This window comes from Ruegeria sp. CJ2 (assembly GCF_056536745.1).
Genome location: NZ_JBQFQF010000005.1, coordinates 83,638 through 96,879, shown reverse-complemented (window position 1 = coordinate 96,879; position 13,242 = coordinate 83,638). Strand labels below are relative to the sequence as shown.

General features: G+C 56.9%; 11 protein-coding genes and 1 pseudogene. 2 read left to right on the top strand and 10 right to left on the bottom strand.

The genetic code is table 11. The annotated features are described in order from the left end of the window. Positions 1–51: 51 nt before the first annotated feature. From ACR0MS_RS08985 to ACR0MS_RS08940, 10 genes and pseudogenes are all read right to left on the bottom strand, one after another. Positions 52–1,050, bottom strand: a complete 999-nt coding sequence (locus tag ACR0MS_RS08985; protein WP_480574037.1) for an endonuclease/exonuclease/phosphatase family protein — start codon at positions 1,048–1,050, stop codon at positions 52–54. After that, the gene (gene ugpC, locus ACR0MS_RS08980; RefSeq protein ID WP_480574034.1) at positions 1,047–2,093 is read right to left on the bottom strand and encodes a sn-glycerol-3-phosphate ABC transporter ATP-binding protein UgpC; all 1,047 of its coding nucleotides are present in this window, start codon (positions 2,091–2,093) and stop codon (positions 1,047–1,049) included. The genes ACR0MS_RS08985 and ugpC overlap by 4 nt, the downstream gene beginning before the upstream one ends. 11 nt (positions 2,094–2,104) lie before the next feature. Then, positions 2,105–2,998, bottom strand: coding sequence for an ABC transporter permease subunit (locus ACR0MS_RS08975; RefSeq protein ID WP_480574031.1), 894 nt, complete (start codon positions 2,996–2,998; stop codon positions 2,105–2,107). Positions 2,999–3,009: 11 nt separating this feature from the next. Continuing rightward, the gene (locus ACR0MS_RS08970) at positions 3,010–3,891 is read right to left on the bottom strand and encodes an ABC transporter permease subunit (protein ID WP_480574028.1); all 882 of its coding nucleotides are present in this window, start codon (positions 3,889–3,891) and stop codon (positions 3,010–3,012) included. Positions 3,892–3,963: 72 nt separating this feature from the next. Then, positions 3,964–5,268, bottom strand: coding sequence for an extracellular solute-binding protein (locus ACR0MS_RS08965; RefSeq protein WP_480574025.1), 1,305 nt, complete (start codon positions 5,266–5,268; stop codon positions 3,964–3,966). Between the two features lie 406 nt (positions 5,269–5,674). Then, on the bottom strand, positions 5,675–6,340 hold the full coding sequence (locus tag ACR0MS_RS08960) for a D-lyxose/D-mannose family sugar isomerase (RefSeq protein ID WP_480574022.1): 666 nt from the start codon (positions 6,338–6,340) through the stop codon (positions 5,675–5,677). Between the two features lie 17 nt (positions 6,341–6,357). Then, positions 6,358–7,284, bottom strand: a complete 927-nt coding sequence (locus tag ACR0MS_RS08955) for a carbohydrate kinase family protein (protein ID WP_480574019.1) — start codon at positions 7,282–7,284, stop codon at positions 6,358–6,360. Positions 7,285–7,322: 38 nt separating this feature from the next. Further along, positions 7,323–8,303: a glucokinase gene (locus tag ACR0MS_RS08950; protein WP_480574243.1), complete on the bottom strand. Its 981-nt coding sequence runs from the start codon at positions 8,301–8,303 to the stop codon at positions 7,323–7,325. Positions 8,304–8,345: 42 nt separating this feature from the next. Beyond that, positions 8,346–9,647: pseudogene (locus ACR0MS_RS08945) on the bottom strand (GH1 family beta-glucosidase); the annotation flags it as partial. Positions 9,648–9,649: 2 nt separating this feature from the next. Beyond that, complete coding sequence (locus ACR0MS_RS08940) at positions 9,650–10,681, bottom strand: LacI family DNA-binding transcriptional regulator (protein WP_480574016.1); 1,032 nt, start codon at positions 10,679–10,681, stop codon at positions 9,650–9,652. A 221-nt stretch (positions 10,682–10,902) separates the two neighbouring features. Here ACR0MS_RS08940 and ACR0MS_RS08935 point away from each other — a divergent pair, with 221 nt between their 5' ends. Both ACR0MS_RS08935 and ACR0MS_RS08930 read left to right on the top strand, forming a co-directional pair. Next, positions 10,903–12,171, top strand: a complete 1,269-nt coding sequence (locus tag ACR0MS_RS08935; RefSeq protein WP_480574013.1) for an ABC transporter substrate-binding protein — start codon at positions 10,903–10,905, stop codon at positions 12,169–12,171. 63 nt (positions 12,172–12,234) lie between these two features. Further along, on the top strand, positions 12,235–13,242 hold the full coding sequence (locus ACR0MS_RS08930) for a carbohydrate ABC transporter permease (RefSeq protein WP_480574010.1): 1,008 nt from the start codon (positions 12,235–12,237) through the stop codon (positions 13,240–13,242).

Below are 13,242 nucleotides of genomic sequence, written 5' to 3'. Positions count from 1 at the left end.
GCAAAAGGGGCTTATCGGGATGTATGACAGAACGCGGCCCGGTAAGCGGGGTCAGCCAGCCCGACACCAAACACAGTCATGGTCGGACAGGGGTGTTCCGTCGTCCGCAATCGAAGGCAGAATACCAGTGCCATGACATTCGAGCCCCCGGCCCGCCAACCAGTCCAGCTTCATCACCCGGTCAGGGTGGGGTGTAATCAGGCTGGGGCGGGTTGTATTGCCTTGTGCCGTGAAAGACCAGGAATAGCCGTGGTCTTCGGCCAATCCAAACAAGGTTTCTTGCCGCCAGTCAAAATCCGGGGGCATGTGATTGCCTGTATTCAGGTCTCCACCAATCATGACCGGTAGGTTTGGTGCGAAATCTTCAATCGCTTGCAGCAGCCGTTCGAATTGTTGATGCCGGTGAACCGCATTTGCGTTGCTTTCCAGATGAGTGGAGACGACGCAAACCGGCCCGTTGGTCCCCGGTACAATGGCGGCGATGGCGTTGCGGCCCCCGATGCGCGGCTGATCCGGATCGCTCGCCCCGGCACCTGCCGTAAACCAATGGCCGTGATCGTCCAGCCGGATCAAGGCGGTGCGTAGGAATGGAGCCGACGACAGGATAGCGTTCCCGTGCCAGCCCAGTGCGTTGAAATCATCCGTGCAGAACTTGCGCTCGGTCGATCCGCCCAAATCAAGCTCGTGAAACTCGACGCCAAAGGCGTAAACCATTCCAAGGGCGTCAGCCATTGCTTCGGTTGTATGTCGCTGTGCAGTTCGGGCCATTCCGTGATCAACTTCGGACAGCAGAACAATATCCGGTGCGACTTTCCCGAGATGCGCGGCCGTTTCTTCCGGGAAAAGGCATCGTTCCACGTTCCAGGCGGCCACGGTGAACGCACTGGGTAGGCGAGCGGAGTGTGCCTTGCCACCAACCTGAACGGCATTCATGGCTTTTATGTCGGCCAATATCCTGCGATGCGCGTCGGCCGTGCGCGGGGCCGACAGAATAGCATCCCGTTGCGTTTCGGAAACAGCCGGGAGGGTCGGAAGTGTTTCCGTAATCACAGTTTTTGCCCCGTTTCCTTGTCGAACAGGCAAAGGGCCTCGGGCTTTAGATTGATCCGGATTTCACCGATCTGTGCCGCGTCATCCTTGCCAATCATGACCGAGAAGGGCTGATTGTCGATCCGGCCATGCAACAGCCGATGTGCGCCCAGTTCTTCAAGGATATCGACATGAAATGAGACCTGGCCCTGGTTATCCATTTCGACATCTTCTGGGCGAATGCCCATGGTCACAGGCCCGCTATAGGCTTGCGGAACGTGCATCAGATCGCCGAAGCCATTGATCCGAAGGCCTCGATGGTCAATCTCGGCTTCGATCAGGTTCATCGGTGGTGCCCCCATGAACGAGGCGACAAAGGTCGAGGCCGGGTTGTGATAGATCTCGGATGGGGTGCCAATCTGTTCGATCCGACCTTCGTTCAGGACGATGATCCGGTCGGCCATCGTCATCGCCTCTACCTGATCATGAGTCACGTAGACCGCGGTGGTTCCAAGACGACGTTGCAGGGCTTTGATCTCGATCCGCATCTGGTTGCGCAGCTTGGCGTCGAGGTTCGACAGCGGCTCGTCAAACAGAAACAGTGCCGGGTCGCGCACCACGGCGCGGCCCATGGCAACGCGCTGGCGCTGCCCGCCCGAAAGCTGCGCTGGTTTGCGGTCCAGATACTCGGTCAGGTTCAGCATCTTGGCCGCATCCTGTACCTTGGCGTCAATCTCAGCGGTCGGCGTGCCCCGGTTCTTCAGCCCGTAACCGATATTTTTGCGGACGGTCATATGTGGGTACAAAGCATAATTCTGGAACACCATCGCAATGTCCCGATCTGCCGGATCCACGTCGTTGACCACCCTATTGCCGATTTTCAGAGTACCTTCGGTGATCTCCTCAAGCCCAGCGATCATCCGCAGCAGGGTGGACTTGCCGCAACCCGAGGGGCCGACGAGTACGACAAACTCGCCGTCTTGAATGGTAAAGCTGGTGGTCTGAACGGCCTGAAAGCCGTTGGGATAGACCTTGCGGATGCCCTCTAATGAAACCTGAGCCATGCGCGTATTCCTTATTTGTCGGATTCTGTAAGGCCCTTGACGAACCAGTTCTGGAAAAAGACGACGATCGCGACAGGTGGGATCATCGCAACAATGGCCAGCGCCAAGGCCTGCCCGTGTTCGGGGATCTGACTGTCCGTGTAAGACAGCACGATCTGCTTGATGCCGCGGACCAGCGTGAAAAAGCTTTCATCCGTGGTGATCAATGTGGGCCACAGATACTGGTTCCAGCCAAAGACGAACATGATGATAAAGATCGCTGCGATCATCGTCCGGCTGAGCGGGACGAGAATGTCGATAAAGAATTTCCAGGGTCCCGCGCCGTCGATCCGAGCGGCCTCGGCCAGTTCTTCGGGGACCGACATAAAGAACTGCCGGAAAAAGAACGTGCCGGTGGCGGATGCGATCAGTGGCACGATCAGGCCGGTATAAGTGTTCGTGAGGCCCAGTTTCTGGATCGCCTCGTATGAGGGCAGGATGCGCACCTCAAGCGGCAACAGAAGGGTGGTGAAGATCACCCAGAAGGCCAGTGTCGCGAACCGCAGGCGGAAATAGACAATGGCATAGGCCGCCATCATTGAAATTACGATTTTGCCCACTGCAAAGCCGATGCCAAGGATGAATGAGTTCGCCAGCATCAACGTGCCATCAACCGTTTGGGTAAAGCCGCCTTTTTCGAACATGGCGGCGTGGAAGTTCTTTCCAAGGTCATCGCCAAGCGTAAGTTGCAAGCCTTCACGATGGATCGTCACCGCGTCGTGGCTGGCCGTGATCAGCGCCAGCACTGGCGGCAGCATCATCAGCAGCGCGCCCAGGATCAGGATGGTGTGGTCACCAATCGCCTCCCATTTGATGCGGTGGGGGCGATGGGCCTCTGTGGGGGTATCGAGTGTTGTTTCAGCCATGTCCAAAGCCCTCAGGTATAGTGAATCCGGCGTTCAACCAGCCGGAACTGAAACACGGTCAGGATCAGCACCAAAGCCATCAGCACCACAGATTGCGCCGACGATCCGCCCAGATCATTGCCCCGGAACCCGTCCAGATAGACCTTGTAGACCAGCGTCATCGGGTTGTTGCCCGGCTCGCCTTTCATCAACGCATCGATGATGCCGAACGTGTCAAAGAGGGCATAGGTGATGTTGATGATCAGCAGGAAAAACGCGGTGGGGGCCAGCAGCGGGAAAGTCACTTGCCAGAACCGTCCAGTGGCGGATCGGTTGTCGATCATCGCGGCCTCACGCACGGAACGTGGTATGGATTGAAGACCCGAGAGGAAAAAGATGAAGTTCACCGGGATCTGCTTCCACACGGCCACGATGATCATCGCCGTGGCCGTGGCGTTGTAATCCACGCCCAGTTTGAAATCCCAGCCGAACATCTGGAAGAATTTGGTCAGCGGCCCGGTGCTTTGATCAAAGAACAGGATACCCAGAAAGCCCGCGACCGGAGGGGCAATAGCATAGACCCACATAAGCAGCGTGCGATAGGTTTTGGCCCCCTTGATCACCTTATCGGCCTTGACCGCCAGCAGCAGCGCGATGGCCAGCGAAAAGAACGTCACCAGAACCGAGTAAAGGATCGTGAACCCGGCAACGCGCTTGTACTGATCATTGCCCAGCAGCGATGTATAGTTCTCGGCCCCTACGAAGGTCGAGCCGAAGCCGAACGGGTCCTGAAGAAAGAATGAGGATTGCAAAGCCCAGCCCGCAGGCCAGTAAAAGAAGATGGCGATGATCATCAACTGCGGCATAAGTAGCGCCACAGGAAGCCAGATCGTGTCAAAGCCCGCGCGTTTCATAAGGTGTCCACTGCGAAAAAGAGTGATGGCCGCGCCATGACAGCGCGACCATCCTGGGGGTGATCCGGGGGGTTAACCCTGGGTCTTGGCGAAGCGGGCCAGCAATTCGTTGGCTTCCTCTTCGATAGTTTTGAACGCGGTTTCCACGTCGGTTTCACCGGTCAGGATACGGCCATATTCGCGGTTCATGATGTCGCGGATCTGCACGTAAAAGCCCATGCGATAGCCTTTGGTATTGTCGCCGGCTTTCTCCTGCAGCTGGTTCACACCAACTTCGGCCGCCGGGAAGCGGTCATAGTGGCCGTCTTTCTTGGCGACGTCATAGGCGGCCTCGGTGATCGGCACGTAACCGGTTTCCTGATGCCAGAAATACTGGGTTTCAGGCGCGGTGAGGAAGCGGAAGAATTCAGCCGTCGCTTTGTTTTCTTCGTCCGACTTGCCCGACATGGCGAACAGGGCCGCGCCACCGATGAAGGTTTGGGTCGGTTCAGCGGTCACGGCTTCCCAATAAGGCAGCTCGGTCGCGCTGAATTCAAACGGCAGGTCTTTTTGCAGCAGACCGCCGAAGGAACCGGACGAGCCCAGCCACATGGCGACTTTGCCTTCTTCGAACGGCTTGGCATTGTCGCCCCAGCCCGTGCCGTACCATTCGAACAGGCCATCATCTTTCCACTCGGTCACAGCGGTGAAATGCGCTTTGATCGCGTCGTTGTTCACAAGGATCTGCGTGTCGTTGCCGTCATAGCCGTTGTTGTTGGTGGCAAACGGCAGGTTGTGGCGCGACATGAAGTTTTCGGTGAAAATCCAGGGCAGGTGCGACTGGCTGAGCGCGATATACCCTGCGTCTTTCAGTGCCGGGGCGGTGGTCGACTGGAACTCTTCCCAGGTTTTCGGCGCGGTGACGCCTGCGGCTTCCAGTGCGTCCATGTTGTAATACAGGATCGGCGTGGATGAGTTGAAGGGCATCCCGATCATCTTGCCGTCGCTATCGGCATAGAAATAGCGCACACCGGCGATGTAATCGTTGATGTCGAAATCCACGCCATTATCGGCCAGAAGGTCCTGAACCGGAATGGTTGCGCCCTTGGCACCGATCACGGTGGCGGCTCCGGCGTCAAACACCTGCATGACGTTAGGCTGTTCACCTGCGCGGAAGGCGGCGATACCTGCGGTCAGCGTTTCTTCGTAGCTGCCCTTGTAGACCGGAGTGATCTTGTAATCGTCTTGCGAGGCATTGAAATCTTCGGCGATCTTGTTGACGGTTTCACCAAGCTGACCACCCATGGCGTGCCACCAGGTGATCTCGGTTTCCGCAAAAGTAGCAGTCGCGCTAAAGGCGACGGCGGCAGCGGTCGCGCAGAGCTTCAGGTTGGTCATATATTAACTCCGGTTCAGCAGCGGCCTTTGATAGAAAGGCTCGCCAAATTCAGGGACATTTGTCCCTTGGGGTAAGAGAATGGCAGCGCTATCAGGAAAGACCCTGAACGCTGTACACGGTATGCGTACTCAGCGTCAGGTACGTGGATCGTGTGACAGTCAGGTGAATGTTTTTTAAAGCAATCTTGACATATTTCCCCGAAGGGAATGCCGACTTGAAAGTGTCACTTGCACGCGCATCGCGGCTGGAAACCCGTGTTAAGTCGTTGTGTATATAAAGGTCGGGACGTCGGGGCCCATCAATTAGTGAAGACGGCTTATCTGGATGACAATCCAGCAGATCATTGGCGGCGCACGACACTATAGTTTCTGTTCCGTGCGCCGAGATTACGAGCAGAGTTTTAGTTCAATAGTCTGCAACCAAAAGGAATTCCTGTGCGGCGTCTTCTTCGATGGTGGCAAAGCGGGGAATTGGGTCTTCGAATACATTGTCGGTTCGGTCATCGTTTACAGTCGACACTTCACCAATCAGACAATCGCCCTTTTCGGCCCAGAAAGCGTGCCAGATGCCCGGCATTAAGGTGACGCTTTGACCCGGTCCCAGCCGTAAAAGATTACCGGGCTGGATCGTCACCGGGCAGCCGTCGCTGGGTACTGTCACCGGGTTTTCCCGGTCGATCCCACCCTCGGAATCCGAGGCGTAAATCTCCATCACCAGATCGCCGCCACCGCGATTGATAATATCTTCGGCCTTCACGATATGACGATGCATTGGCGAAAGCTGTTTGTCCCGCGAGACAAGCAGTTTCTCTGCATATAGCATGCCGCACCCCTGGTTTAGATCAGCGACATCACCGTTGCGCAGCGTGAACAGGAACAACCCCAGCTCGTCAAACCGTCCCTGTCCGTAATCGGTGATGTCCCACCCCAAACCACGTTCGCGAATAACCGCAGCCTGATCCCTTCTCATCTGGTCTGGCGTCCAGTTGGCGAAGGGCGGCAAAACCGTTCCGAAGGAACGAATGAAAGCCTCGGCTTCGGTTTTGATTGCGTTGATATCTGATCGTTTCATCAATATCCCTTTCGGGGTCAGAGTTCATTCGCCCAAGGCGGGTTTGCGCCTGCGCGGGATACGGTAACGGCAGCGACTTCGGCACCTTTAACAAGCGCTGCTTTCAGTTGGTCTGGGTTGAGGGAGCGAAGACCTTGCTTGTTCAAGTGACCGGCGTGTTCCAACTCGGCCAGTACACCGGCATTGAACGTGTCGCCGGCGCCGACCGTGTCCACCACCTCGACCTTTTTGACGGGCACCGAGGTTGATCTGCCATCCGCCAGATATCCGGATGCCCCCTCGCTGCCTTTGGTCACGATGACGATAGCGGGACCTTCTTTCAGCAAGAGCGGAACTTTGTCCGTCAGGCTCTCTGGTCCTGGAATAATCCAATCCAGATCTTCGTCCGAAACCTTCACGATATCGGCCTGCGCGATCATCGCGTTGAGCCGGGTGCGATACCGGGTTTGATCGCTGATAAAGCCGGGACGGATGTTTGGATCCAACATAACAGCCTTTTCGGACCCGTGTTGTTTCAACAAGGACGCATAGGCATCTGCACAGGGTTCGCAAGCAAGGCTGATACCGCCAAAATACAACGCCGATACCGCTGGCAACTGGCTGGGCATGTCCTCGGGCGTCAACATGCGACCGGCCGAGTTTTCGTCCAGAAAGTTATAGGTCGCGTGCCCGTCCTTTAGCTGAACAAACGCCAGAGTCGTCGGGCGATCGGAAACGATGACATGGCTGGTGTCGACATGGCTGGCTTGCAGAGACTTGTTGAGCTGCTGCCCAAACATGTCCGTCGAAAGACCTGTCAGCATTCCCGCCGGAACGCCCAGCCGACCAAGCGCGATCGCCGTGTTGAAAATCGCACCCCCGGAATGGGGCACAAAACCCTGTTCGCCCGAAACTGTGGGCGAGGCGATCATGTCGATCAGGGCTTCACCGCAGCACAGGATCATGCCGGGTCCTTTCTGTATCAGAGGGTCAGGCGGCCAGTTTACCGCGCAAGTGCACTTTTACAGAAGTTGTTAGCGCCAACAATGCCAAATTCATCTTGTTCTGACACGTACAAGTTCATTGACCGGCGCAGTTCGCTGAAACGTCCGCCAGCGTTGAAGGCATCTTTGAATACGTCGGCGAAAAGCCAACGGTTCTTTTCGGCCACGCCGCCGACAAGGAAAACACCGCCCGCAGGCATCATAACAACTGCCAAGTCACCCATCACGGCACCCAAGTGCGAGGTAAACATCTGCGCTGCCCTGACTGCGAGCGGGTCCGAGGCATTGCAGGCGTCCTCAAGAATATCTTTGGCACTGCGCGTTTCGGCAGTCGTCTGACCCGCCGCAAGTTGAATGGCCTGATGCAGGATCGGCAATCCCGTCCCGCTCAGAAACATTTCGGCCTCAAGCGTCAGGGTGTCGTCAAAAAAACAGTCCGTAGCAACTTTGCGTGCGGCGCGGAAAATCTCGACCTCGTCCTCGTGGCGGGGCGACAATCCAACATGGCCACCTTCGCCAGACGCGGTGTGAAACCGACCATCAGAATAGAGCAGAGAACCGACGCCCAACCCGGTTCCAGGCCCGACAACCAAGCGCGTTCCCATCGGCGGCGTTTCGGCGCCTTGCAGAACTTCGACATCGTCGCCGGTGATTTCGGCAACCGACCATGCAGCGGCGGTGAAGTCGTTGATGACAAAGGTGTGCTGCGCGCCCGTCGCGCGCGCGATGTCAGCCTCGGACAGGTCAAGCTGCGCGTTAGTGAGCCGGATCATACCGTCCCGTACCGGCCCTGCACCCGCCGCGACGACGGCGCGTGGATCGGTTCCAATTTCATCCCGCAAGCTGTGAAACGCTTCGAGCAACTGTGGTAGCTTACCGGTCGGGTATTTGCGTAAATCGGTGAGCGTGCCATTTGAAATAACGCCCAGCCGAGTGTTGGTTCCGCCGATATCGGCAACCAAGTTCCAATGCTCGTGCATCGCTCCGGCGCGCTGCGCCAGTGGCAGCGAAACGGTGCTGCCCTTCAGGGCAGATTTCACCGCGTTGTAAGACGCTTTGGGCGTGCGCTCCATTGTGTCAAAGTCGACATCCACAAGGCCAAAGCGTTTCTCGTAACCCAAGGCCCATTCGTAATTATCCAGCAAAGACCAGATGAAATATCCCTTAACCGGGACGCCTTGATCTATGGCGTCGCGTACAGCCGAAAGGTGTTGGTTCAAATAGTCGATCCGGTCATCATCCTGCCGTCGTTCCGGGCTGGCCATGCCGTTTTCCGTGACATAGATCGGAAGATCGCCGGTGTGGTCGCGCATCGTGCGGGTCAGGAACCGAGTCAGGGCGCTGGGTTCGATCTCCCAACCCATCTGGGTTTTCGGCAAAGGCCCGGGGACTTCTTTGAGGCTGGGCCAAGCGGTTTCTGCGGGGGCGATTAGTTTGCGGGTGTAGTAGTTTAAGCCACACCAGTCGACCTGGGTGCCAATCGTGTCGAAATCGTTCTGCCAGCCTGCGGGAAGGAATGGTTCCAACCCGTCCAGCACGTTTTCCGGGTAGGCTTTGTTGAACACACCGCCAAGAAAGAACCTGTTGTAGATACCATCATAAAGGTCAGCAGCACGGCGTGCCTCGGCGCTGTCATCCGCAGGTTCTGCCCATTCCAGATTGAACACTGCACCCAGGTTGGACATGCCCAGACTGCGCATCGCCTCAATCGCTCGTCCATGCGCAAGCAGAACGTGGTGCATCGCACGTGCCGTGGCGCGGATGTCGCGCAAGCCGGGCGCGTGGTGGCCGTCAAAATGGCTGAGCCAACTGACGCACCAAGGTTCGTTGATCGGCGCGACACTGAACATGCGGTCCCCGATGCGGCCCATGATGATCTCGGTAAAGTCGGCAAACCAATTGGCGATGTCCCGATTTCTCCAACCTCCCAGATCGGCTAGGGGCGAGGGCAACTCCCAATGATAAAGGGTGGCGCAGGGGCGAATTTCACGTTCCAATAGTGCGTCGGCAAGGCGGTCGTAGTAATCCAGCCCCTCTTGGTTAACTGGCCCGCGTCCTTCAGGCAGAACGCGCGCCCAACTGGTGGAAAACCGATAGCAGTCAAAGCCCGCGTCGCGCACAAGATCAAAGTCTTCGCCAAAGCGGTTCAAATGATCACAGGCACGGTCCCCGTTCTCATTGCGCACCACGTTACCGGGTGTTGCCGCGAACGTATCCCAATGGGTTTGTCCAGCGCCGCCCTGAGCATGGCCTTCGATCTGATAGGCAGAGGTTGCGACACCAAAGAGGAAATCTTTGGGGAAATCAGCACGGGTATATTTCATGTTCAGAACCTGTCAGGAGCGGGGCCGGTCGAGCCGCCAACTACCAGTTCGGCCTCCAGCAATCTAGTTTTAACCGGGTCGTCCGGTGTTTTGATCCGATCAATCAGCATTTCGGCGGCGATTTCCCCTGCCTGCCGGACCGAGGATCGCGTTGCCGTAAAGATCGGCACGTCCTGTCCGTTTTTGAGATAAGACAGATCGTCGTCATGGGCGATGACGGAAACATCGCGCCCCATCTTCAACCCGGCCTCGTTCAAAGCGCGCCTCACGCCTATCGCCGAGATCATGGAGGAGATCAGTATAGCCGTCGGCGGATTTTCCATCTCAATCATGGCGCGCGTTTCGTGATGTCCGTAGACCTCGGTCATCTCGGCGCTGCGCATTAGAGACGGATCGCAAGCGACCCCGGCCTCGCACAGAGCCTCCAGATACCCGGCGCGACGGCGTTGGGCAAAGTCCATATCCTCTAACCCGTTGATCAGGGCGATGCGGCGATGCCCAAGGTCAATCAGGAATTTGGCGGCCCTTTGGAATGAGCTTTTGTTGTTCACGTCGATCCAATCGTAGGGCTCATCAACTCCGGTTGCGCGGCCATGAACGATGAAGGGAACGCCCATGCGGGATAGCACCCCGATACGAGGTTCGTTGACCTTCGGTCCCTGCAGGACAACCCCGTCGACGGCGCCACGTTGAAACAGGTCGCGATACGCCCGTTCAATCGACGTATCGTCGGCATTTGTGAACATCATGTCATAGCCATGTTCCGCGTATTTTCGCGCAGCACCTGCAACGAAATCGCCGAAGATGGGGTTCACCATCTCGTGCTGCGAGGAACTGGGAATTACATGCCCAATGACCATGGATCGCCCCGTGGCCAACCCCTTTGCGCGGCTGTTTGGCCGATAGCCATGTTTCGCGGCAGCAGCCTGCACACGTATGCGCGTGTCCTCGTTCACCTCGGGATAGCCGTTCAGCGCGCGGCTGACAGTTGTTTGGGACAAGCCAAGAATTTCTGAGAGCTGCTTTAGATTCATATCCGCTTCAAAGCGCCTTAAAATTTTGGATTATCACCTGTATTGTGGTGAAATTGCCTGCGCGTCAATAGAATTCGATCTTCTAGCTGAAAATATTAAAATGCAGGAGTAACGGTAAACCTAATATTGACAGAACCTGAATGTTAGCGGATAAAGTTCTGCATCCAAAGCGCTTTGAAAAACGTGATTCCAAAGCGAGAGATGATACGGGAGGAGAATTCATGAAACACTCGCTTTACGCAGGTGCGGCCACGTTTGCCTTGATGTCGGGCGCTGCACAGGCGGACAAGGTTACCGTGTTCGGCCCTTGGTTGGGGCCGGATCAGGAAAATGTTGAAAAGGTGCTGGATGGCTTTGCCGCAGCCACCGGGCATGAGTACGCCTATGTCGGCTCAGACAGTTTTGAACAGCAAATCCGCATTGATGCCGAGGCGGGGTCAGCGCCGAATGTGGCCGTATTCCCGCAGCCGGGCTTGGCGGCAGATATGGCTAAATCCGGCTTTCTGACGCCGCTTGCCGATGGCACGGGTGACTGGATTCGCGACAACTATGCTGCAGGGCAGTCATGGGTCGATCTTGGCACGTATGGCGGACCTGATGGCGCGGAAAATCTGTACGGCTTTTTCTACAAAGTCGATGTGAAGTCTCTGGTTTGGTACGTGCCCGAGAACTTCGAGGACGCCGGGTACGAAGTGCCGACCACTATGGAAGAACTCAAAGCTCTGACGGACCAGATCGTCGCGGACGGCGAGACGCCTTGGTGTATCGGTCTGGGGTCTGGGGGCGCAACCGGCTGGCCCGCGACCGACTGGGTCGAGGATATGATGCTGCGCACGCAGTCGCCCGAGGATTATGACGCCTGGGTCGCAAATGAGATGAAGTTCAATGACCCAAAGGTCATCGCGGCCATCGAAGAATTCGGAGCCTTCGCTCGCAATGACGACTACGTTGCCGGCGGCGCAGGAGCGGTGGCCACAACCGATTTCCGCGACAGTCCCAAAGGCATGTTCAGCTCTCCTCCGCAATGCTATCTGCACCGTCAGGCGTCCTTTATCCCGGCGTTTTTCCCGGAAGGAACTGTCGTGGGTGAGGACGCGGATTTCTTCTACTTTCCTGCCTATGAGGGCAAGGACTTGGGCAGCCCGGTTCTGGGTGCGGGCACGCTTTGGGCGATCACCAATGACAGCCCCGGCGCTCATGCTTTGATCGAGTATCTGCAAACGCCAGAGGCGCATGAGACCTGGATGCAGCTAACCGGGTTCCTGACGCCGCATAAGGGTGTCGATACCTCGCTGTTCTCGGACCCGACGTTGAAGAAGATGAATGATATTCTTCTGGGTGCAACCACCTTCCGGTTTGACGGGTCTGACCTGATGCCCGGCGGTGTTGGCGCAGGGACGTTCTGGACCGGCATGGTCGATTACGCAGGTGGGGCCTTGGCGGAAGAGGTTGCCAACGAAATCCAATCCTCCTGGGACGCGCTGGACTAAGCGTTCCTGATCGGGCAACCCGCTAGTTCGGGTTGCCTGCCACCGTCGCAAGGGAGACGCGGCATGCATCCGGCATTACAAGGCCTGCTGACCATCGCCATCGGCGTGTCAGGGTGTGTGGGCTATTTCTACCTTTCGAACCAGTTTCTGGACAAAGTGCTGTTCCCGGCGCGCGGCCCGAATGCAGGGCGCAATATCAACCGCGCGAACATGATCCGTCCGTGGTTGTTTCTGTTCCCGGCGTTGGCGGCGTTGGGTCTGTATCTGGCCTATCCGGTGGTCGAAACTCTGCGCTTGTCCCTTACGGATCGGGTGCCCGGTGGGGGCTATGAATGGGTGGGGCTGGAAAACTACATCCAGATGGCGAATGAGCCCAAATTCTGGGAAGCCATGCGCAACAACATGTTCTGGTTGATCATCGTGCCTGCGATGTCGACCGCTTTGGGCCTGTTGGTGGCGCAACTGACCGACCGCATTCGTTGGGGCAATATCGCCAAGTCGTTAATCTTCATGCCGATGGCGATTTCTTTTGTGGGTGCTTCGGTGATCTGGAAGCTGGTCTATGACACGCGCCCGGCCGAGCAGGATCAGATCGGGATGTTGAACGCGCTTTACATCTTCTTTGGCGGGACCGAGCCGCAAACTTGGCTAACCATCCCGTTCTGGAACAGTTTCTTCCTGATGGTTGTCCTGATCTGGATACAAACCGGTTTTGCCATGGTGATCCTGTCCGCCGCTTTGCGCGGTATCCCCGAGGAAACCATCGAAGCGGCCATTCTGGACGGCGCCAACCCGTTCCAGATTTTCTTCAAGATCAAAGTGCCGCAGATCAAGACGACGATCCTAGTTGTCTGGACCACGATCACCATCACCGTGCTCAAGGTTTTCGACATCGTCTTTGCCATGACCAACGGCCAGTGGGAGACACAGGTTCTGGCCAACTACATGTATGACAAGCTGTTCCGCGCCAATGACTGGGGTGTGGGGTCGGCCTCGGCCATGGTGATCATGTTGTTGGTGACGCCAATTCTGATCTGGAACGTGCGCAACGCGCGCAAAGAGATGGAGTGA

Excerpts from the sequence above, each read along its gene's own strand:
- ACR0MS_RS08950 (WP_480574243.1), bottom strand. The coding sequence starts at position 8,303 with ATGCACGAGCATTGGAACTTGGTTGCCGATATCGGCGGAACCAACACT.
- ugpC (WP_480574034.1), bottom strand. The coding sequence starts at position 2,093 with ATGGCTCAGGTTTCATTAGAGGGCATCCGCAAGGTCTATCCCAACGGC.
- ACR0MS_RS08970 (WP_480574028.1), bottom strand. The coding sequence starts at position 3,891 with ATGAAACGCGCGGGCTTTGACACGATCTGGCTTCCTGTGGCGCTACTT.
- ACR0MS_RS08940 (WP_480574016.1), bottom strand. The coding sequence starts at position 10,681 with ATGAATCTAAAGCAGCTCTCAGAAATTCTTGGCTTGTCCCAAACAACT.
- ACR0MS_RS08930 (WP_480574010.1), top strand. The coding sequence starts at position 12,235 with ATGCATCCGGCATTACAAGGCCTGCTGACCATCGCCATCGGCGTGTCA.
- ACR0MS_RS08975 (WP_480574031.1), bottom strand. The coding sequence starts at position 2,998 with ATGGCTGAAACAACACTCGATACCCCCACAGAGGCCCATCGCCCCCAC.
- ACR0MS_RS08965 (WP_480574025.1), bottom strand. The coding sequence starts at position 5,268 with ATGACCAACCTGAAGCTCTGCGCGACCGCTGCCGCCGTCGCCTTTAGC.
- ACR0MS_RS08960 (WP_480574022.1), bottom strand. The coding sequence starts at position 6,340 with ATGAAACGATCAGATATCAACGCAATCAAAACCGAAGCCGAGGCTTTC.
- ACR0MS_RS08955 (WP_480574019.1), bottom strand. The coding sequence starts at position 7,284 with ATGATCCTGTGCTGCGGTGAAGCCCTGATCGACATGATCGCCTCGCCC.
- ACR0MS_RS08935 (WP_480574013.1), top strand. The coding sequence starts at position 10,903 with ATGAAACACTCGCTTTACGCAGGTGCGGCCACGTTTGCCTTGATGTCG.